Annotated in this window: 20 protein-coding genes and 1 riboswitch; of the genes, 6 read left to right on the forward strand and 14 right to left on the reverse strand. The window is 37.4% G+C overall.

Annotated features, from left to right (window positions below; genetic code table 11):
• Positions 1–10: 10 nt before the first annotated feature.
• The 4 genes from hflD (at position 11) to C9J51_RS06555 (ending at position 5,670) form a co-directional block, all read left to right on the forward strand.
• Positions 11–628, forward strand: coding sequence for a high frequency lysogenization protein HflD (gene hflD / locus C9J51_RS06540; RefSeq protein ID WP_045035814.1), 618 nt, complete (start codon positions 11–13; stop codon positions 626–628).
• 88 nt (positions 629–716) lie between these two features.
• A complete protein-coding gene (gene purB, locus C9J51_RS06545) occupies positions 717–2,084 on the forward strand; it encodes an adenylosuccinate lyase (RefSeq protein ID WP_045035813.1) in 1,368 nt (455 codons plus the stop codon).
• Between the two features lie 417 nt (positions 2,085–2,501).
• A complete protein-coding gene (locus tag C9J51_RS06550; protein WP_045035812.1) occupies positions 2,502–4,076 on the forward strand; it encodes an EAL domain-containing protein in 1,575 nt (524 codons plus the stop codon).
• Complete coding sequence (locus C9J51_RS06555; protein WP_107274917.1) at positions 4,069–5,670, forward strand: diguanylate cyclase; 1,602 nt, start codon at positions 4,069–4,071, stop codon at positions 5,668–5,670. Before C9J51_RS06550 ends, C9J51_RS06555 begins: the two co-directional genes overlap by 8 nt.
• Positions 5,671–5,713: 43 nt before the next feature.
• Here the strand turns inward: C9J51_RS06555 and oppF are convergent, their stop codons facing one another.
• The 10 genes from oppF to moaA form a co-directional block, all read right to left on the reverse strand.
• Complete coding sequence (oppF, locus tag C9J51_RS06560) at positions 5,714–6,700, reverse strand: murein tripeptide/oligopeptide ABC transporter ATP binding protein OppF (protein ID WP_045040330.1); 987 nt, start codon at positions 6,698–6,700, stop codon at positions 5,714–5,716.
• Complete coding sequence (gene oppD / locus C9J51_RS06565; RefSeq protein WP_045035809.1) at positions 6,697–7,665, reverse strand: ABC transporter ATP-binding protein; 969 nt, start codon at positions 7,663–7,665, stop codon at positions 6,697–6,699. The genes oppF and oppD overlap by 4 nt, the downstream gene beginning before the upstream one ends.
• Positions 7,666–7,813: 148 nt before the next feature.
• A complete protein-coding gene (gene oppC / locus C9J51_RS06570; RefSeq protein ID WP_045035843.1) occupies positions 7,814–8,725 on the reverse strand; it encodes an oligopeptide ABC transporter permease OppC in 912 nt (303 codons plus the stop codon).
• Between the two features lie 16 nt (positions 8,726–8,741).
• Positions 8,742–9,662, reverse strand: coding sequence for an oligopeptide ABC transporter permease OppB (gene oppB, locus C9J51_RS06575; protein ID WP_045035808.1), 921 nt, complete (start codon positions 9,660–9,662; stop codon positions 8,742–8,744).
• 77 nt (positions 9,663–9,739) lie between these two features.
• Positions 9,740–11,371: an ABC transporter substrate-binding protein gene (locus C9J51_RS06580; RefSeq protein ID WP_045040331.1), complete on the reverse strand. Its 1,632-nt coding sequence runs from the start codon at positions 11,369–11,371 to the stop codon at positions 9,740–9,742.
• A 456-nt stretch (positions 11,372–11,827) separates the two neighbouring features.
• The gene (locus C9J51_RS06585; protein WP_231579357.1) at positions 11,828–11,995 is read right to left on the reverse strand and encodes a hypothetical protein; all 168 of its coding nucleotides are present in this window, start codon (positions 11,993–11,995) and stop codon (positions 11,828–11,830) included.
• Positions 11,996–12,533: 538 nt separating this feature from the next.
• Positions 12,534–12,974 (reverse strand): molybdopterin synthase catalytic subunit MoaE, encoded by a 441-nt coding sequence (gene moaE / locus C9J51_RS06590; RefSeq protein WP_045035805.1) that lies wholly within the window; start codon positions 12,972–12,974, stop codon positions 12,534–12,536.
• Between the two features lies 1 nt (position 12,975).
• The gene (gene moaD / locus C9J51_RS06595; RefSeq protein WP_045035804.1) at positions 12,976–13,221 is read right to left on the reverse strand and encodes a molybdopterin synthase sulfur carrier subunit; all 246 of its coding nucleotides are present in this window, start codon (positions 13,219–13,221) and stop codon (positions 12,976–12,978) included.
• Positions 13,218–13,697 carry a cyclic pyranopterin monophosphate synthase MoaC gene (moaC, locus tag C9J51_RS06600; protein ID WP_045035803.1) on the reverse strand — a complete coding sequence of 160 codons (480 nt, stop codon included), beginning with the start codon at positions 13,695–13,697 and terminating at the stop codon, positions 13,218–13,220. The genes moaD and moaC overlap by 4 nt, the downstream gene beginning before the upstream one ends.
• A gap of 91 nt (positions 13,698–13,788) precedes the next feature.
• Positions 13,789–14,778 carry a GTP 3',8-cyclase MoaA gene (gene moaA / locus C9J51_RS06605; RefSeq protein WP_045035802.1) on the reverse strand — a complete coding sequence of 330 codons (990 nt, stop codon included), beginning with the start codon at positions 14,776–14,778 and terminating at the stop codon, positions 13,789–13,791.
• Positions 14,767–14,941, reverse strand: a riboswitch (molybdenum cofactor riboswitch). It overlaps the preceding gene by 12 nt.
• 184 nt (positions 14,942–15,125) lie before the next feature.
• Here moaA and C9J51_RS06610 point away from each other — a divergent pair.
• A complete protein-coding gene (locus C9J51_RS06610) occupies positions 15,126–15,353 on the forward strand; it encodes a hypothetical protein (protein WP_045035801.1) in 228 nt (75 codons plus the stop codon).
• A 330-nt stretch (positions 15,354–15,683) separates the two neighbouring features.
• Positions 15,684–16,580 (forward strand): uridine diphosphate-N-acetylglucosamine-binding protein YvcK, encoded by an 897-nt coding sequence (gene yvcK, locus C9J51_RS06615; protein WP_045035800.1) that lies wholly within the window; start codon positions 15,684–15,686, stop codon positions 16,578–16,580.
• On the opposite strand, the gene C9J51_RS06620 is transcribed toward yvcK, so the two are convergent.
• The 4 genes from C9J51_RS06620 to pepE form a co-directional block, all read right to left on the reverse strand.
• Positions 16,542–16,901, reverse strand: coding sequence for an Hpt domain-containing protein (locus C9J51_RS06620; protein WP_045035799.1), 360 nt, complete (start codon positions 16,899–16,901; stop codon positions 16,542–16,544). The genes yvcK and C9J51_RS06620 overlap by 39 nt on opposite strands.
• Positions 16,901–18,349: a quorum-sensing sigma-54 dependent transcriptional regulator LuxO gene (gene luxO / locus C9J51_RS06625; RefSeq protein ID WP_045035798.1), complete on the reverse strand. Its 1,449-nt coding sequence runs from the start codon at positions 18,347–18,349 to the stop codon at positions 16,901–16,903. Before luxO ends, C9J51_RS06620 begins: the two co-directional genes overlap by 1 nt.
• 364 nt (positions 18,350–18,713) lie before the next feature.
• Positions 18,714–20,741: an excinuclease ABC subunit UvrB gene (gene uvrB, locus C9J51_RS06630; RefSeq protein WP_045040332.1), complete on the reverse strand. Its 2,028-nt coding sequence runs from the start codon at positions 20,739–20,741 to the stop codon at positions 18,714–18,716.
• A 1,125-nt stretch (positions 20,742–21,866) separates the two neighbouring features.
• On the reverse strand, positions 21,867–22,604 hold the full coding sequence (pepE, locus tag C9J51_RS06635) for a dipeptidase PepE (protein ID WP_045035796.1): 738 nt from the start codon (positions 22,602–22,604) through the stop codon (positions 21,867–21,869).
• Positions 22,605–22,965 lie beyond the last annotated feature (361 nt).

Genomic DNA, 22,965 nt, shown 5'->3' on the forward strand with positions numbered 1-22,965 from the left:
GTTTTTGCGCGTGGCTTACTCTATTTATGATCGAACGATTGCGTTTGCAGGTATGTGCCAAGCAGTCAAATTAGTTCAAGACGTTGCTCGAAATGGCAATTGTGATTCAGCAGCATTAACCACAATGCTCAACAGTATTATGGCAACGGATCCAGCTAACACCATCGGCGTTTACGGCAGCGAAGCTGATTTGCGTATCGGTCTAGAATCGATGGTTCGCGATATTGATGGTTCATCCTCTGGCAGTGAAATAACACGTTATCTTGTTGGTGTTATGGCACTGGAGCGTAAATTATCAGCGCGTCGCGACAGCATGGCACAATTGAGTGATCGTGTGAGCACACTAAAACGTCAAACGGTTCATTTTGAACTACTTGATGAACAAATGCTGAGTAATATTGCCAGTATCTATCTGGATATTATTAGTCCGTTAGGGCCTCGTATTCAAGTTTCGGGTACGCCAGCGCAATTACAATTACCTCATGTTCAACACCGTGTTCGTGCATTGTTACTTGCGGCAGTTCGTAGTGCTGTTCTTTGGAGCCAAGTCGGTGGTAAACGCCGTCATTTATTATTTGGTCGTAAGCAAATGCTAGAGCAAGCTAAAATTCTACTTGCTCGAAACTAAGTTAATGCCTTGCTAACATCAATTCAGCCTGAAAAATCAGGCTGAATATTAATTTTGTTTTAACCCTCAGAAACCAGGAGAGATCAACATGGAACTGTCAGCACTGACAGCTGTTTCCCCAGTAGACGGCCGCTACGGAAGCAAAACAAGCGTATTACGCAGCATTTTTAGTGAGTTCGGTTTACTAAAATACCGTACTATCGTTGAGATCCGTTGGTTACAAAAATTAGCCGCTACTGACGCTATCGTAGAAGTTCCTGTATTTAGCGCTGAAGCAAATGCATTCTTAGATCGTATTGCCGCTGAGTTTAGTGAACAAGATGCGCTACGAATTAAAACAATTGAACGTACAACTAACCACGATGTAAAAGCAGTTGAGTACTTTTTAAAAGAAAAAGTAGCTGAATTACCTGAACTTCATGCCGTAAATGAATTTATTCACTTTGCTTGTACATCAGAAGATATTAACAACCTTTCTCACGCGCTTATGCTGACTGAAGCACGTGAAAAAGTAATGCTTCCTGAAGTACGTAACGTTATTAATGCGATTAAAGATCTTGCGCATCAATTCCGTGACATTCCAATGCTTACTCGTACTCACGGCCAACCCGCTTCTCCATCAACGATGGGTAAAGAAATGGCAAACGTGGCGTACCGCATGGAACGTCAATATAAGCAAATAGAAAACGTTGATATTCTTGGTAAAATCAATGGCGCTGTTGGTAACTACAACGCTCACCTATCCGCTTACCCTGATATCGATTGGCACCAATACAGTGAAGAATTTGTGACAGCGCTAGGGATCACATTTAATCCTTACACTACACAAATTGAACCACATGATTACATTGCAGAATTATTTGATGCGTTTGCTCGCTTCAATACTATTTTGCTTGATTTCGATCGTGATATTTGGGGTTATGTTGCTTTAGGTCACTTTAAGCAAAAAACCATTGCGGGTGAAATTGGTTCTTCTACCATGCCACACAAAGTTAACCCAATCGATTTTGAAAACTCAGAAGGTAACCTTGGCCTAGCAAATGCGATCTTTGGTCATTTAGCACAAAAGCTACCCGTTTCTCGCTGGCAGCGTGATCTAACAGACTCAACAGTTTTACGTAACTTAGGTGTTGGTTGTGGTTATGCAATTATTGCTTATACATCAACCATCAAAGGCATCAGCAAACTTGAAATAAACCAAGCTGCGCTAGAAGCTGAACTAGATCGCAACTGGGAAGTACTTGCAGAGCCAGTACAAACAGTAATGCGTCGTTACGGCATTGAAAAACCTTACGAGAAGTTGAAAGAACTTACTCGTGGTAAGCGTGTTGATGGCGAAGGTATGCGCACATTCATTGATGGCTTAGAACTGCCTGAACATGAAAAAGCACGTCTTAAACTGTTAACACCTGCTAACTACATTGGTGATGCAATTAAACTGACAGATAAGCTATAAATTATCATCAGTACAAATTGAATTAATAATAAAGGACGTTATAAATAGCGTCCTTTTTTTTATCCTTATACTGACAATTTATTGACGCTTTGTTGACGTAAGTAATACCTTATTGTTTTATAATCGTAAAGAACAGACCTATTGCATAACAACTTTATAAACTAAATACTGAACTATAAAATAAACCACTTACAATCAATTACATTCGTAAAGATAAAAACTATCTGTGATCGCTATATATATAACCAATTAATGAAAATTCCATTATTAATCAACCAATTGCATTTATATAAAAAATAATAAATAATGGATTGTTTCAGTTTTTATTGTTTTCATAACTCTTCAGAAGCATCTTCGATTTGTTTTTGCTATTTTGATTATGATGATCATCAAATAAAATAGTGGAGTTATTTCATCGTGACAATTAGACGTCCTTCAATTTCATTATATAGCATTGCATTAGCCGCTTTATTTATCGCTATAGGTTTCGTGACGTTAGCACTTACTTCACAAACAGTTGGGCGTCAAATCTTTAAATATAATCTCGAATCATTTGAACATCAGCGAACCGTACATTACTTACAAAGTATTAAATCAACCTCAAATTTACTTGATAACCTTCAATATCAACTTTCTTATACGTGTGATAATGAAGATATTTCAGAGCTTGAACGTGCAAGCTATTATTCTTCAGATATCCGTAACATCAGTCTCGTCACTAATTCTGGTAAAGTCTGTGGTGACCGTACAAACCTCAATCAAATGTATGGTTTGCCTACAAACAAAATTCAATTAAATCCAAATATTGCAATGGTCGCGAATGCAAATAATAGTGAATCTATTCTGCAATACAGCAAAAAAGTTGTTGGTGGTACCATTACGGTCGATATCGAGAAACAACCAACCGATGCTCTATTAGCCAATGCATGTGAACAATGTTGGATCCAAGTTATTGAAGGCAATGGTGTCTCGTTATATACAGGTAATACTGAAAATGCGTCAAAGACACTAGCCAAAGATCTTCTGCCTAAAAATAACCAACTAAACAATAAGGTAAAACCCCTTTTATCTATTCCCTTTTATAATAATGCATTGATAAAATACTATGTTGCTCCTCAGGTAGTTACAGACTACCGTGCTCATATCAAGCCCTTCTTATTATTGATCTTAAGTAGCTTGATTTTTATTGTGTTAGTGATGTTATATCGTCGCTACCGCAGTACAAGTATTATTAAATATTTAATACTTAATGCCATAAAACAAAATCATTTAGTGCCTTACTACCAGCCCATTATTGATGCAGAAAAACGTTTAACCTGCGGCTACGAAGTATTGATCCGTTGGGAGACTAAAAAAGGGAAAGTCATTCTACCCGATGAATTTATTCCTCAGTGTGAAGCTAATGGTGTAATTACACCACTCACCTTTCAATTAATTAATACCGTTGCACGAGATATCCGTAAATTAGAAGTATTACACGGAAAAACACTGCCTTATTACTTCAGTATTAATATCAGCGCGAGTGTACTTCAAGATCCAGAACTCATAGATATTACACGTTCGGCACTTGCTCACTACCATATAGCGCCCCATAACATTGCCTTTGAGCTAACAGAACGTTCACCGATTGATGATATCGAACAGGCAGAGAAAAACTGTCAGAAATTAAATGCGATGGGTATTCAAATTAAGCTCGATGATGTAGGAAATGGTCATTGTGATCTATTATCCTTACAAAAATTACAAGCAACAACCATCAAAATTGATAAAGTATTCATTGATGACATAAGCTCATTAACTGCAAATACTATTGTTAAATCATTAGTCGCATTTGCTGAAAAAGCAGAAGTAGAAGTTATTGCAGAAGGAATTGAAACTCAACAACAAGCTGATATCTTACTAGAAATCGGTATCCGTTATCATCAAGGTTTCTTATACAGTAAACCGATGCCATTTGACTCGTTAACTAACGATAAACATTTTAATGTCTAAATTAGAACAACATATTTTTAAAAAAAATGATTCAAAATGGACATTTAATCACTTCTATCGTGGAAATAAAACATTTAAAAAAATAATTGTTATTTTGTTTAACTTGTTGATATTGATAACTTTAGTTAGTGCTAGTGTCCGTAATGACATCCATGATACGCAGTTATACGTGCAAGAAAATTTAAATCAAATAAAAAATGCGATGGATATACTAGCATACCGTAATCAGCGTTATGCCAGTACAGTAACAAAAACAATTAATGACTTAAAAAATCAAAATTTGCGACCTTTAGTCACCATTCATTACTATCCAAAATTAAAAGAATTTGGCTTCAATCGTGGTATCTATCCCAATAATCTTCTTAACGGCACTCTGCTTGGGCCAGGAAAACCAAATAAGCGTATTCAAAACGAAACCCACATTTTTGCGATACTTGATGATTTATGGACAGAACAGCAACGTCATACAATCACCTATAATTACTATTATATTTCTCATGCTTTAAAATATTTTTATTTGTCATCAAAATCAAATGCTATCAATTTTAATGCCACAAGAGAGTTTTTTTCATCGCCAAAATATAAAGATCGACATTCAACCTCGCAGTTTGATGCGTCATTATATAAAGGCTTTCATTATACTGCGCCTTATCTTGATATTTTCTCTAAAAAAATGGTAATTACAATTAAATCACCCGTTTATAATAAAGATCAGATCGTCGGTGATATTGGCGTTGATATTCCAGTTAAATCATTATTTCAATCTATTACTTTACCTAATAAATTGAAATCCGCATTAAATCTATATCTTTATGATATTAGTAACAAAAAAAGAATTAATATTTATACTGGTTATAATAATAATCTCTTACCATCAGTAGAGATATATACCCGTTTAAGTGACAATATACTTATACATGCTAATATTTCAGCCGCATTTTTTATCTCTTCTGCAATCCAAATTTTAATGTTGGGATTGCTGCTTTTAATTATGCTTAATTATATGAATGCAACATTAAGAAAATATAAAGATCAAAAGCAATATTACCAATTAGAAGCATATACCGATCAATTAACAGGATTATTCAACCGTCGAGTACTTGATACTGTTATACAAAAAACGCTAGAAGAGACGAGAAAAACCGATCAAACAATATCAATGATTGTTTTTGATGCCAATGATTTTAAAACAATTAATGACACTTATGGGCATGATATTGGTGACTTAGCATTAAAACATATCTCATCAACCATCAGTGATATGACACGAGATAGTGATATTTGTATTCGACTCGGTGGTGATGAATTTTGTATTGTTTTACCCAATGCCGATTTAGAACAAGCATTATTAATGGCAGATCGCTTAGAGTTAGCTATTTTTAGTGGCTATTTTTGTCATTATCATATAAAAGTAGCGATTTCTACTGGCTGTACCGTGATTAAAGCTAATGAAAATTTACATGATGCCTTGATACGAGCGGATAAAACGTTGTATGAAAATAAAAAAAATAAAGCCGAAAACAGAAAAATGCTTCAACAACAATTGAACAATTCTGTGTTTAAATCTCCGCCCTCTTTTCCGAAAAAAGAGTAGCGCTCAATACCTTATTTATATTGAGCGTTATTAATATTCATCACTACACTTGTAAACATGAAACCGCATGTTGGTAGGTACCCACTAACTCAGGCTTTTGATCTGCACAACTAGCAACCGCTTTGGGGCAACGGGTACGGAAAACACAGCCTGATGGTGGATTCATCGGTGATGGTAAATCCCCCTCTAACAGTTCAATCTGCTTATTACGTTCTAACTTAGGATCAGGAATAGGTACTGCTGACATTAATGCTTTGGTATAAGGATGCTGAGGATTAGCAAATAATGTTTTACTGTCCCCCATCTCAACAGCATGACCTAAATACATCACCAAAACTCTATCGGAAATATGTTTAACAACCGACAGGTCATGGGCGATAAAGATTAAACTTAACCCCATTTCTTTTTGTAATGATTTAAGTAAATTCACCACCTGTGCTTGAATGGATACATCCAATGCTGAAACCGGCTCATCACAAATAATCATCTTTGGCTTTAAAATCAATGCGCGCGCAATACCTATTCGTTGACATTGTCCGCCAGAAAATTCATGAGGATAGCGATTGATTACATTCGGTAATAACCCCACCTTAATCATCATCGCCTGTACTTGTTGTTTTACTTCTTCGCCTGATAATTGGCTGTAAAATGCTTTTAATGGCTCAGCAATAATCTCGCCCACTGTCATACGTGGATTTAATGAGGCTAATGGATCTTGAAAAATCATTTGGATCTGTTTGCGATTTTCACGTAAAGCGCGATGGTTAAGTTTAGTCAGATCTTGCCCTAGCCAAACGACATTACCTTCAGTCGCTTCTACTAAGCCAATAATGGCACGTGCAAACGTCGATTTACCACAACCCGATTCACCAACAACGCCTAAGGTTTCACCTTCATAAACACACACATTAATGCCATCAACTGCTTTTAATTTTATTGGTTGTTTCCAAGGCCATGCCGATTTAGACGCAATATTAAAATGGACTTTAAGATTAGTAATATCCAATAATAATTTCTTTTCTGTCTTCATGACTGTGCTCCCATGTCAGCAAAACAAGCACGTAATCTATCGTGTGCAAATGGCATTAATAGCGGTGATTCTTGCTTACAACGCGGTAATACACGATGACAACGCTCTTGATATGGACATCCAACAGGTAAACATAATAAGTTAGGTGGATTACCTGGGATCGTCGGTAAATCTTCACCTTCCGTATCTAAACGCGGAATCGCACGTAACAAGCCTTCAGTATATGGATGACTCGGACGGTAAAAAATATCATTGATATCACCATATTCCATCGTCCGTCCTGCATACATCACCAGCACTTTGTCACAACTGCCAGCGACCACACCAAGATCATGGGTGATCATAATGATCGACGTATTAAAATCTGATTTAAGATCGTTTAATAACGTCATGATCTGAGCTTGTACCGTTACATCAAGGGCTGTTGTCGGCTCATCAGCAATCAATAATTTAGGGCGACATAATAACGCCATCGCAATCATAACCCGTTGGCGCATACCACCTGAAAACTCATGGGGGTACATTGCCATACGTTGACGAGCTTCTGGAATTTTAACCGCATCTAACATTCTTACTGATTCTTCAAACGCTTGAGATCGACTCATGCCTTTGTGTAACATCAGCACTTCCATCAGTTGCTCACTGACTTTCATATACGGGTTTAGTGACGTCATTGGATCTTGAAAAATCATTGCTATTTGTTCAGCACGAATACGATTTAATTCTTTTTCAGATAAATTTAAAATCTCTCGGCCTTCAAATTTAGCGCTGCCACTAATAATGCCGTTTTTCGCTAAGAGGCCCATAATTGCAAATACGGTTTGGCTTTTTCCTGAACCCGATTCACCAACAATGCCTAAGGTTTGACCTTGCTCTAACGAAAAATTCAAATCATTTACCGCAGTAACATTGCCATCAGGCGTGGTGAATTCAACGCGTAAGTCTTTAATTTCTAACAAACTCATACTACTTCCTTGTTATCAACCATAAGCACCGTACATTCGCTTCGGTTATTATTTATTGTCCCGTGGATGCTGCCGACCTTTTTATTCGCTTCACAGTAACAGTCCAATCACTGCCCCTATGATTAATAAAAGAGGTCGCTACTTATTTTTACCTATCTTTAGGATCTAACGCATCACGTAAACCATCACCGACATAGTTAAAACAAAACAAGGTGATCATCATAAAACCAGCTGGAAATAATAACTGCCAAATAGCCACTTCCATCGTTTGTGAGCCTTCATTCAATAATGCGCCCCAACTGGTCATCGGCTCTTGCACACCAAGCCCAAGGAAACTTAGAAACGATTCAGTTAATATCATAGCAGGCACTAACAAGGTTGAATAAACAGCTACAATACCTAACACGTTCGGCACAATATGACGGGTAATGATCCGCCAACGACTAACACCACAAACATGTGCGGCTTCAATGAACTCTTTACCTCGTAAAGACAAGGTTTGACCGCGAACAATACGTGCCATATCCAGCCAAGAAATAGCCCCGATAGCGATAAAGATCAGCATGATATTACGACCAAAAAAGGTCACTAATACGATCACAAAAAACATAAATGGAATCGAATACAGAATTTCTAATATCCGCATCATCACTCGATCCGTTTTACCGCCAATAAAACCAGAAGCAGCACCATAAAGTGTGCCAATCACCACCGCAACTAAAGCACCTAATAATCCCACCATCAGTGAAATACGACCACCGACTAAAGTGCGCGTATAAAGATCACGCCCCAGACTATCAGTACCAAAGAAATGACCTTCAGCACCTAATGATGGCGCGGCATGTAACGCGTACCAATCAGTATCATCAAAGGCATATTGACTCACCATGGGTCCAAAAATCACGGCAAGAGAAATCAGTCCAAGAATAACAAGTGACACCATTGCCGCCTTATTACGAAAGAAACGTGAGCGCGCATCTTGCCATAAGCTACGGCCTTCTATTTCAAGGTTTTCTGAAAATTTCTCCAGCGCGTCGATATTATCTTTTTTTGTTAAAATCATAATGGTCAGCCTCTTAATAGCGAATTTTAGGATCGATCATCGCTAACACAATATCGACAATGGCATTGAAGATAATCGTTAATGAACCAATCAAAATCGTAATACCAAGCACTAACGAGTAATCACGATTAAAGGCGGCATTAACAAACAACTTACCAATACCGGGCAAACCAAAAATAGTTTCAATCACAACCGAGCCGGTAATAATGCCGACAAAAGCAGGTCCCATGTATGACACCACGGGTAATAAGGCTGGGCGCAACGCGTGTTTTAAAACGATATGTCGGTAACTCAATCCCTTAGCACGAGCGGTACGAATAAAGTTACTGTTTAGCGTTTCAATCATACTGCCACGAGTGATACGCGCGAAAGTCGCTACATACAATAAAGCCATGCCTAACATTGGCAGAATAACAAACTTGAACGACCCGTCTTGCCAACCACCAGCAGGTAACCACTGTAAATTAATGGCAAAGATATAAATCAATACCGGAGCGAGAATAAAGGAAGGCATCACCACCCCCGCCATCGCGGTCGACATAATAGTGTAATCAAGCCACGTGTTCTGTTTTAACGCAGCAAGAGTGCCAACGGATACCCCCATGACCAATGCAAAAATAAAGGCAAAAAAACCTATTTTTGCTGATACAGGTAACGCTTTAGACACTAATTCATTAACTGTGAAATCTTTATATTTAAATGAAGGACCAAAATCCCCTTGAACAATATTACTTAAATAGGTGGTGTATTGATCAAACACAGGTTTATCTAAACCATATTTAGCTTCAATATTAGCGAGAACTTCTGGCGGTAAAGGGCGATCTGACGTAAAGGGATTACCAGGAGCGAAGCGCATTAAAAAAAATGAGATGGTGATCAATACCAACAATGTCGGTATCGCTTCAAAAATCCTTTTAGCAATGAATTTAATCATATTAAAGCTACCGTATTAATTGTGCACGCGAGGGCTGCCTTCAGTATCAAAGGCAGCTAATGATTATACTGGCAAGATTATTTAGCGATGAAATACAGATCTTTAGAATAGACGTTGTCTTCTGCATTTTTCATAGGATAGCCACCTAATTGTGGATTCACTAAACGGGCATTTACGTAGTGATAAATAGGCATAATCGGCATATCTTGCGCTAAACTTGCTTCTGCACGTTTATAATCTGCTGCACGCTCAGCCGCTGTAGGGGCAAGAATGGCATCATCAATCGCTTTGTCATAATCAACACTGGCATATTTAGGGTAATTCTGTGAGTGACCAGTACGCATAATCGCTAAGAAGGTTGAGGCTTCATTATAATCACCACACCAACCGGCACGAGAGACATCAAAGTTACCTTGGCGTTTACTGTCTAAATAACTTTTCCACTCTTGGTTTTCAAGTTGAGCTTCAACACCCAATCCTTTTTTCCACATTGATGCAATCGCAACGGCAATCTTTTTATGGTTCTCAGAAGTGTTATATAACACTTTAAATGTCAGTGGATTATTCTGGTTATACCCTGCGGCTTCTAATAATGCTTTGGCTTTTTCTAAACGTTGTTTTTGATTTAATTTAGCGTAATCCGGCATCTCAACATCAAGACCGTTAGTTGCTAATGGGGTAAAGTTATACGCGGGCGTTTCACCTTTACCCACGATAAATTTCGCCAATACATCACGGTCAATGGCGTAGGATAATGCTTTACGTACATCGCCATTATCAAACGGCTTACGTGCGGTATTAAACTCATAATAATAAGAGCATAAATAAGGGGTTACTTTGACATCTTGCGGATAATCTTTGGTTAAACGCTTGAAATGCTCATTGGGCATTTCATACGTCATGTCCACTTCACCCGCAAGAAAACGATTCATGGCAGCAACTTGGTTTTCAATCGGTAAAAATGTTACTTGGTTAATTACCGTCTCTTTATTATTCCAATAATTATTATTACGGGTTAATACAATACGTTCATTAACAACCCACTGATCCAATTGATAAGCACCATTGGAAACGTAATTGCCCACTTTCGTCCACTGATCACCAAATTTTTCAACGGCATTTTTATTAACCGGCTTCATTGAGGTGTGCACTAGCATTGACGCAAAATACGACAATGGCTTATCTAACGTTACTTTTAATGTATGAGCATCAACGGCTTCAACACCTAATGTTGCTGGTGATTTCTTACCCGCAATAATATCTGTCGCATTTGCCATTGTCGTCATATCAAGATAAGACGCATAAGGAGAGGCGGTTTTAGGATCAGCAAGACGACGCCATGTATAAACAAAATCATCGGCAGTGACAGGATCGCCATTTGACCATTTAGCATCGTCGCGTAGCTCAAAAATCCATGTTTTATTATCGGTTGTCTGCCATGATTTTGCGACGCCAGCAACCAGATTACCATCGGCATCTTGATTGACTAAGCCTTCAAGTAAATCACGAATAACATTAGATTCAGGTACACCCGATACTTTTTGAGGATCAAGAGATTCAGGTTCAGTGCCATTCGCACGGACTAATTCTTGAGTATTTGCGAGTTTAATTTCCGTAGGAACTTGTGCTGCAAAAATTGAAAAAGAAGGAAGGGCGACAACAATACCAGCACCAAGTAACAAAGCTTGGGTAATTTTATTCTTATACATGTATTAACTCCAATACATCAATTTATAACGTCCATGACATTTTCAGTTGGTCATATTACTTAATGACAAAATAGTTATTCTCAATCCTAAACAACAACTAGCAAACCGAAGAATTATCTAAAACATTAACAGGAGTTATATTAATTTGCCACAAACAGACAAATGAAACACATTAACAACCAAACATTTGCTTAACAACCGCCACAATCAACTAGACCTACATCACATTTCTAGGTTTTTACACCTATTATTGGTAAGGTTAAAGCCATTAATATTATCAAAAACCGTTAATCACCCCCTTTTTGTGGTTATAATTTACACAGTTACTCTAAATCAGAATATAAAACTAATAAAATGGCTAATAACCCATCATAAAACAAACAAGAACATGGTAAATAAGACACAAAAAAAGGCACTACCTAAGTAATGCCTTTCTATAAAAATACCGCATAGTCTTTACTTATTTTCACTGTCTAATTTAATTAATTGCTTGTCTTGACCCACTGCCTGCTCTTTCTGTTCAAGCAACAGCTGTTCTTGATTACCATCATCATGGTGATTATCATTAACGCCAATATCAGCCATCATCTGTTTGACTCTTTTGCAAGACATACGTTTATGCATTGTTAACCACTCCATTGTTAAATGATGCCAGTAGACCTTTACGACGACTTTAACTACTTGGTCTTATACCAACTAAAATAATATCTTTTTTATCTCCACCTTTTAAATATGGCACATAAACCACAACCTCACCAAAAATTCACCAAACAACACTTATTAATAACAAAAAGTAATTAAAAAAATAACAGATAGATTATTTTAGAAAACAACATCATAAGCTGGTAAGGATCCTATAATTTAGCGAATAAGCCCGCTACTATTTAGCCACTAAGAAATATATCCTGTACCTACGCCAATTTCTTAGTAATACCTCTGTCATTTCATACTGTGAGAATAAGAGTAAAATTATGAGACCTACAGGCTGCATTTCACGACCAAGTCCATCCCGTTTTCGCACAAGTTATGTTCCAACAACGACTGCAAATCGAGATAAGAATAAAAATAAAAAATAGTCTTTATCGTTAATACTTACCAATCAAAAAGCATAAAAAAAGGAGCTAAAATTAGCTCCTTTTTTATATGAATCAGATTATTGGAATTACCATCTATCTGCGGCAGAATTATCAGTTTCGCGTGCATCAACCCAGCGACTCTCTACTGGAGTTTGTTCTTTTTTCCAAAATGGCGCTTTGGTTTTCAAGTAATCCATAATAAATTCACAGGCTTCAAATGCCGCACCACGGTGAGCACTTGTAACACCAACAAAAACGATTTGATCACCTAACTCTAAATCACCTACACGGTGGATCACACGTGTTTGTAATAATGGCCAACGACTACGCGCTTCCACTATAATTTCTTGAAGTGCTTTTTCTGTCATTCCTGGGTAGTGTTCTAATGAAAGCCCAGTAACAACATCACCTTGGTTAAAATCACGTACTTTACCAATAAACGTGACGACGGCTCCCGCTTCATTACCTTCAGCAAGTTTAGCGTATTCATCAGCAACAGAAAAATCATCGTGTTGTACTGAAATCATATTAACCCCCAGTGACGGGTGGAAAGAAAGCGACTTCATCACCATCTTTAAGCACAGTATCTAATCGACAAATTGTTTGATTAACGGCAACCAACAATTTACCTGACTCTAATGCTAACTGCCATTTATCACCACGGCTTAACAAGGCTTGACGTAAATCATCTGCCGTTGCAAATTCCGCAGCAACTTCAATTTTATCAACACCCACTAACTCTTTAATTTGAGCGAAAAACAATACATTAATCATGCTTCTGCCTTAAAGTGACCCGATTTGCCGCCCGTTTTCTCAAGTAATCGAACTTGACTAATAACCATGTCTTTTTGAACAGCTTTACACATATCATAAATGGTTAATGCCGCAACAGATGCCGCTGTTAAGGCTTCCATTTCAACCCCTGTTTTACCTGCAAGCTTACAGCAAGATTCAATACGAACTTTATTCTCAGCAGGCATAGCTTGTAACTGAACTTCTACTTTCGTCAGCAGTAATGGGTGGCATAATGGAATTAAATCCCATGTTTTCTTTGCCGCTTGAATACCCGCAATACGTGCTGTCGCAAATACATCACCTTTATGATGCTGACCTGAAACAATTAATGCCAACGTTGCTGGTGCCATATGAACAAAAGCTTCTGCGCGTGCTTCTCGTACTGTTTCAGCTTTTGCCGAAACATCAACCATGTTAGCTTCACCTGAAGCATTAATATGGGTAAATTGATTCATTTTCTATTCCCAATAAAAGCGATAATTTAAGTACAGCCGATGATTCTATTTCGACTGTTTATTTATTATTTATAATCGTGCGTCGTGTAACCTAACCACCAATAGATGCTAGATTTGGCGTCATGCCAGTTTTACCTTCATCTAAGAAGTGACTCACCGCTTTTGTCTGTAAACTGGCTTGAATGCGTTCAATCAGTTGTGGTTGCTGGCTATCATCGGCCAACAAGTCACGTAACTCCACACCATCTTCACCAAAGAGACACAAATGTAATTTACCTTTGGCCGAGATACGAAGACGATTACAGCTTTCACAAAAATTCTTTTCATACGGCATGATAAGGCCAATTTCACCCATATAATCTGGATGATAAAAAACTTGTGCGGGGCCATCATTGTTGTCTTTAATCTTCAATAACCATCCGTTCGCAATGAGATGATTACGAATACTCACACCAGAAACATGATGTTTACTAAAAAGACTGTCCATTTCACCGGTTTGCATTAACTCGATAAAACGTAATTGAATTGGGCGAGTTTTGATCCATTCTAAAAACTTCGGTAGTTCTTGAGAGTTAAGATCTTTCAGTAATACAGTATTAATTTTTACTTGTTCAAACCCTGCATCAAAAGCAGCATCAATGCCTTCCATTACCTGATGAAACATATTTTCACCCGTAATTTGGTAGAACATCTTAGGATCTAAACTATCAACACTCACATTGATATGGGTTAATCCCGCTTTACGCCATTCATGCACATGTTTGGCCATGCGGTAGCCATTAGTGGTGGTTGCCACTTTTGTAATACCCGGTTGACTTGCAACAGTACGAATAATATCAGTAAAATCACGGCGTAAACTCGGTTCACCCCCCGTGATACGTACTTTAGTGGTACCACAATCAGCAAAAGCCGCTGTCACTCGATGAATTTCATCCAACGTTAAAAAAGAGGGTTTCTTCTTATCTGTAGGCTGATAACCATCAGGCAGGCAGTAAGTACATTTGAAGTTACATACATCTGTAACTGAAAGTCGTAAGTAATAAAATTTACGATTAAAACTATCTTCTAATTGTTTAGCCACGGAACACCTTTCCAAATTCGGGAGGCCGATTCATTTCTAAACCAACCCTGGTGACATTATGTCACTGGCGTTAATCACTTATTGACTATTGATTATTTCCCTTATGGATCAATCAAACAGCACGTAGCAACTTAGTGAAAAAAGCTCGGAGTTATGGCAGTTGTGCCCATCAGTCGTTGATAAACTATTAATGTCACACAACGGCATGTCTTATTTAAAAGTATCAGAGTTTTTCGAAAATTGGCAAATAACTGAAAAAAACAGGCTGACATTCTACCTTTCGAGCCGAAACACGACAATACTAGTTAGGTATTTAACGCTAAAATTATGTCAATAGTGGAGGATTTATGTTCAATATAATGGAATCAGCGACGCTGGATGATATTGCCCTTTATCTACAGCGAGAAGAACGCCTTGATTCAGATTCTGCTCATGCAGCCGCACAGCAAGTATTAGGTAATTTTATTGAAATGCGCAATAAAGGTCTAATAAAAGGATGGTACTTTGATGAATTTGGGCATTTAGAGTTACTACCTACAGACAGTATTCAATCATGGATCGATCAAACAAAATAAACCGCCATAGGCACAATGAATTTTAATTTGTATCCATAAATTGAACGGTATATTGATAGATAGCCACACATAATCATTAAACCGTGGCTTTTATTTTATATAATCATGTGGTTAATTCATTATTACTTTTTTACCACATAGGTATCTAATTTTCTTATCTATTAGATAAAACACGTAATAGGTATAATTTAAATATATCATTACCAATAACATCAATAAAAGCACCACATAACACGCACTACTCTAACTAAAATCAATACTAACCAATAATGCACTATCGCATATCATTTGTTAAAATATACTCATACCATAATAATTAGAATAAACATCATGCCTACAAATAGTACAGCGACAACACGTATTGTTGCCATTGGTGGCGGTCACGGACTCGGTCGAGTCTTATCATCGTTATCCGATTACGGCTCACAGGTAACAGGTGTCGTAACAACGACAGATAACGGCGGCTCTACCGGTCGTATCCGTGCATGCCAAGGCGGTATTGCATGGGGTGATATGCGTAATTGTATTAATCAATTAATTACAGAGCCGTCTATTGGCTCTATGATTTTTGAATACCGTTTTCGAGGTACTGGTGAGCTTAATGGCCATAATCTTGGTAACTTAATGCTAACAGCACTGGATAATCTTTGTATTCGCCCACTTGACGCAATCAATTTAATTCGCGATATGCTTCACGTTAAGCCATACATCATTCCAATGTCTGAGCACCCTTCTGATTTAGCCGCTATCACTTACGATGGTCAAATCATTAATGGTGAAACCAGTGTTGATGAGTTAGCTGAAATTCCCAAACGACTCTATTTAGAACCCGCAGTACCCGCAACTAAAGAAGCCGTGAATGCTATTATGGAAGCCGATATTATACTATTAGGCCCTGGTAGCTTTTTAACCAGCATAATGCCGGTATTACTGTTGCGTGATATAGAACAAGCATTAAAAGTAAGCACCGCTAAAATTGCATTTATTACAAATATAGATAAAGAAAAAGGCCCAGCAGGAGAGATGAGCCTTAAAACGATGCTACATTGGTGTGAACGTGCAATGGCAGGAAGAGCGATAGATACCATCATTACTGATGTTCATCAACCACAGCTCGCACCTAAATACCAACAAATGGTACTTGATTTGGCTTCAAATAATCATGAATGGCGTCATGATCGTAATAAGTTAAAGCATGCGATTGATGAGCTCGTTGCTTCCCGCTAACTGTTTATACTCAATCGACATTCCTTCGACCATTTGTCTAAATTGAGGCAAATGGTCAATCATCCAAGTCTCTTGTCCTTGTCTTACTCGATATTCACATTCCTGTGCCATTAATGCTAAATCATCAGCACCAAAACTTGCAGCACTACTTTTAATCGCATGGCTAATATCACCGATTTGAGTGACGGATGGTTGGTCTGATAGCTTTTGTAAATACTGATCAAGCTCATCACTGAATACATTCAACAGTATCACCACGGTTTCATCACCGACTTCATCAGCCAATCTTTTTAATGTTTCTGCATTTATATTAGTTACCATTAATCAATCTCCTGACTACCCATAGTCTCTTGCCAAGTTTGTAATTTACGATAAATTGTCGATGGGCTTACTTCTAATAATCCAGCTGCACGAGGAATATTACCGTCACAAGCATCAATTGCCCATTGAATAGCGCGTTTTTCTACTATCCAAAGAGGTTCGATTTTATCTTTTGATATTTCATCAACAAATGATGTATTCACTGTAGATGTTAATGTATTTAATTGCGGATAGATTGGTGTAGGTGAAGCAATTTCCGTACCAAAAATAGCATTAATCGGTGGTGGCACCATTTCTTTAGTGACTTCTTCTGCGGTATTCAACACCACAATATTACGAATAATATTTTGCAACTCTCGCACATTACCCGGCCAAGAATAAGATTCAAAAAGTTGTAATACTTCTTTTGAGAAACGACTGAAATCTTTACCTTCTTCTAATGACATTAACCCTAATAATGCATGAGCAATTTCAATAATATCATCACCGCGATCACGTAACGGCGGTAAGGTAATGGGTATCACATGTAACCGATAATAAAGGTCTTCTCGAAAACGACCTTCCTGTACTTCTTGCCATGGATTTCTGTTAGTTGCACACACAAAACGCACATCAACATGACACGTTTTAGATGAGCCTACTTTTTGATAAGTCCCTGTTTGGATAAAACGCAATAACTTACTTTGTAGATCTAAATCCATCTCACAAAGCTCATCTAACATTAAGGTGCCATTATGTGCTATTTCTACTGCGCCTTGACGTTCTGTTGATGCACCAGTAAATGCACCTTTTACGTGACCAAATAATTCACTTTCAATCAGTTCTTTTGGAATAGCTGCACAATTTAGAGCAATAAAAGGTTTATCATGGCGAGGGCTAGCGGCATGAATAGCTTCTGCGCAAACTTCTTTACCCGTTCCACTTTCACCCGTTATAAATACAGTTGCTTTACTTGATGCCGCAGATTCAATCACACGATATACCGCTTGCATCGGCAAACTGTTACCAATAAAACCTTGATATTGCGCACCATCTGATTGTTTTGAAGAAGTATCAGACGGTGATTTAGTATTACCTTTAAGCACATTATTAACGGTAATTCGTAACCGATCAGCTTCACAAGGCTTAATTAAAAAATCTTGAGCACCTTGTCGAATTGCATCCACTGCAATATCAATAGAACCATGAGCCGTCATGATCACCACAGGAATTTTGCCGTGTTCTTGTCGTACTTGTTGCAAAACCTCCATACCCGTCATATCAGGTAAACGGAGATCTAATAAAATTAAATCTGGAATAATGTCTTTAATAAAGCTCAGTGCTTCTTTACCCGTGCCGACAATACTCACATTAAGTCCAAGAGGATTTAAGTAAGATTTATATAAGGCAGCCACTGACGCGGTATCTTCAACCATTAATACTTGGCGCTGTCGTGTAATGCTTTCCATTGCTCCTCCAAAAACGAACTCCCTGACCTAATTGTAATCAATACAACAGAAACTGGGTTCTTAATTTATATTTTTTATATTATGCCAGATATAGTTGCATAATGATTCGCATTTTGCGAAAAACAGTCTTTTTATGCGCACTAAAAATAGCAAATAAAAACGACAATTAATGATAAGCCCACAAGAAACCTTATAACATCGCATTAAAAAAGTTGGCATGGGGTATGCAATACTAACAGTGACTCTTATCTTAAGGGTCAACCTAGCCAACTGACGTTGTTGTGGATTCTTTCACTTAACAATGAAGCCAACCGAAACTTTTTATCGGCTGGCTTTTTTTTTACCTAAAAATCAAACGAGCACGTTAACTATTGGCAATAAATTGTTGTCTTAATTGATGGATTTTGTCACGGGTTTCAGCGGCTTGTTCAAACTCTAAGTTTTGCGCAAAGTCATACATTTGTTTTTCTAATCGTTGAATTTCAAGCTCAAGTTGTTGCGGGGTTAATATCGAATAAGTCCCTTTCGATTCTGCCACTTTATGTAAATCTGCCGCTTTATTACGTGATTTAGCGCGCCCACTCGGCGCACCCAATTCTAATAAATCCCCAATTTTCTTATTCAATTTTTGCGGGGTAATATTATGTTCTAAATTATAAATTATTTGCTTTTCACGTCGACGCTGAGTTTCATTAATCGCCCGCTCCATTGAGCCAGTTATACGATCACCATATAAAATAGCTCTACCTTCTATGTTACGTGCGGCACGTCCCATGGTTTGAATCAAGGATCGTTCTGAACGTAAAAATCCCTCTTTATCCGCATCTAAAATAGCAACTAAAGAGACTTCAGGAATATCTAAACCTTCACGTAATAAGTTAATCCCCACTAACACATCAAACTTACCTAAACGTAAATCACGAATAATTTCAACACGTTCAACCGTATCAATATCGGAGTGAAGGTAACGTACTTTCACCCCATGTTCAGTTAAATATTCAGTAAGATCTTCTGACATTCGTTTGGTTAGCGTAGTGACCAATACCCGCTCTTGTTTAGTCGCCCTAATATGGATTTCAGATAATAAATCATCTACCTGAGTCGCAACGGGACGCACTTCAACCTCAGGATCAAGTAAACCCGTAGGACGAACAACTTGCTCGGCAATATCCCCACCAGATTTTTCAATTTCATAATTACCGGGAGTCGCTGAAACGTAAATTGTCTGAGGTGCTAGAGATTCAAATTCCTCAAACTTCATGGGACGATTATCTAGCGCTGACGGTAATCGAAAACCATATTCAACCAGATTTTCTTTACGCGAACGGTCACCACGGAACATCGCACCAATTTGAGAAACAGTAACGTGTGATTCATCAATAATTAATAAACCATCGGCAGGAAGATAATCAAACAAGGTTGGTGGCGGCTCACCCTCGGCGCGACCACTTAAATAACGGGAGTAGTTTTCAATACCAGAACAAAAACCCAGTTCATTCATCATTTCGATATCAAATTGAGTACGTTGCGATATGCGTTGTTCTTCAACTAATTTATTGTTGTCCAATAATTGTTGCTTACGCTGGGTTAGCTCAAGTTTGATACCTTCAATCGCTTCTAGAATTTTCTCTCTTGGTGTCACATAGTGGGTTTTAGGATAGATCGTAGTACGGGCTAAATCACGTTGAATAATCGCACCAGTAAGTGGATCAAATGCGGAAATAACTTCAACTTCATCATCAAACAATTCCAATCGAATCGCTTCTTTTTCTGATTCCGCTGGAAAAATATCAATCACTTCCCCTCGAACGCGAAATGTTCCCCGCTCAAAAACGGCATCATTACGTTTATATTGGAGTTCAGCTAAGCGCCGTAAAATATCACGTTGATTAAGTACATCACCACGGCGTACGTGCAACATCATTTTTAAATACGATTCAGGATCGCCTAAACCATAAATGGCAGAAACAGATGCAATAATAATAACATCGCGTCGTTCCATTAACGCTTTAGTTGCAGATAATCGCATCTGTTCGATATGGGCATTAACTGAAGCATCTTTTTCAATAAATGTATCAGTGGTTGGCACATACGCTTCAGGTTGGTAGTAATCGTAATAAGAAACAAAATACTCAACCGCATTATCCGGAAAGAAATCTCTCATTTCACCATAGAGCTGAGCCGCTAAGGTTTTGTTGGGCGCCATAATAAAGGTTGGACGGTTAGCTTGTGCAATAACATTTGCAATCGTAAATGTTTTTCCTGAACCGGTAACGCCGAGTAAGGTTTGCTGTGCCAGACCAGAATCAAGTCCATCCATTAATTGTGCAATTGCAGTGGGTTGATCGCCCGCTGGAGAATAATCAGATACAAGACTAAACAGCTTACTCATTACATATATCCGTAATAACAATACTGAGTATCATTGTGAGCACCCACCCAATAATGTCAATACTGGTTTGGTTAAGTTTGAGAATTGTGGTGGCGAGTGGCGAGTGGCGAGTGGCGAGTGGCGAGTGGCGAGTGGCGAGTGGCGGAGTATAAAAATAGCTTCAGTAATAAAACATTACTTATTAAAATTTAAACACCAAATTCAATTTTAACAGCAAAAGTCACAACCTAATGTAAACACTAGGCCCCCTTTGGACTTTACATTTTATTACCGAAGCAAACCAACTAACGTTGAAATAAAAACAGATATTGACACATATAATCATTTTAACATTGAGCATTTCATCTCTTTCTGACCTTAATGGGAGAAAGTAAAAAGCAATAATGAATACAGAAACACTTAATGTCTTAAAATAATAAGTAAAAAAGTGACAACAATAAATACCAACCGCTGAATACATTGCGCCATATAAATAACCACCACTAATAGATAATGATGTAATTTATTATGCCAACATACGCATAAGATTAATAAACAATAAAATTTCATTTATTTCAATAAGATAAACAAAAACAATCCAAATTTATAATCCTAATTAAAATTAATGCTTATAATAATAAGTAGGAATTATTCATCAAATTTTATGTCTTTTTACTTAATAATAATTTTAAATTATATTCGCTTATTTATACCTAGCGAGTATCAGTGATATTATCGCCAAATAACGACTCCCTTATTCAATCAACTCAAACCTAACATATAATCATAATTGACATTTAATCTTGCCATTTTAAATATCATCCACAGCTTTTCCAAAAATTATCACTTTCAATATCACGCCATTGATATTTACATTTCTTCACTATTAATAATATTGTTATATTTATTTTTTACATTTATTCCTTATCACCATTGTTGTTACGACCAATTCCCTCATTAAAAATGTTATTAACACCAATGAGAATAACACGCCACATCGACATAGTTATCCACAGAAATTGTGGACAACCGTTAAAAACCCAAGTCGTTAGGCACTTCTTAAAAATCAAGCTTTTTTTGCGTCATATAAAAAAAGCTAACCAAAATGGTTAGCCTCTTTATTGATAAAATTGTAACAACAATACGTTAGTAGTTAATATCCATTAAAAACTGCACGTCATCGCCGGGCTGGTAATAAATAGGATCATTGCCATAACTAAAGAATTTTAATGGTTTACCGTTAGCAGCATGATAACTAATCTTATTATCTGTTACCGCTAACCATGTGCCTTCAGGAATACCAATAACAGGTTCATGCTTATTCACTTCAAGAAATTCTTCAATACGCTCATCACGGGTTTCACCCATATGACCTTCAACAGAAGCTTCTAAGTAATGAGGATTAATTTGGAAAGGCACGAAATTTAATGAAGATAGAATGGCACCAGTAACAATCGGCATATCGTTGGTTGTACGAATAGTTGGACAACCAATATTCGTTCCCGCACTCCAACCAATATAAGCCGTTCCTTTTTTCAGTACTGCTTTACGAATTGGGCCAACTAAACCTAAATCATGTAATGTTTTATTGAGTACCCAAGTATTACCACCACTAACAATAATGCCATCCGCTTGTTCGATAGCCATTACTGGATCTTCAGCACGATGCAATCCTGTCGCGATACAATCTAAACCCAATTTATCAAAAGTTGCTTGAACTAAAGCCACACGATCATCATGGCTTGAACGAATAACAGCATATGGGATCACGACAAAATGCTTCGCTCCAGTACGCTTTACTTGCTCAATAATGGCATCCGCAGCAAATTCCATCACATGCGTGTTACCCGCAATTTTACCGTTACTCAGTAATAAAATATCCATTGTTTCATCCTAATAACTTATATTTATTGGTTATACGTGTAATCACGAACACTATTTACATTAAATCCAGTTATATCAAACGCAGAATTGCCACACATTACAACCGTTACAATCACAATTTATTAAAACACCATTAAAAAACAGTTATCTTTTCATGAAAATCACTAATAACAAACACCTCAGATACAATACAAGATCAAAACACACACATTGAATTAATAATTTTTCGGTAACAATTAGCTCAAAAGAAGTATTTTATTTAACTAAAAACTTATATTTCAATCAACTACTCAAATTTAAGACCATTAATAGATAAAACCCTACCCTTGAGGAGTTGTTATAGCGCTCACAAAATCAGATA

Source organism: Photobacterium iliopiscarium (genome assembly GCF_003026395.1).
In the GTDB taxonomy this organism is placed as follows: Bacteria; Pseudomonadota; Gammaproteobacteria; order Enterobacterales; family Vibrionaceae; genus Photobacterium; species Photobacterium iliopiscarium.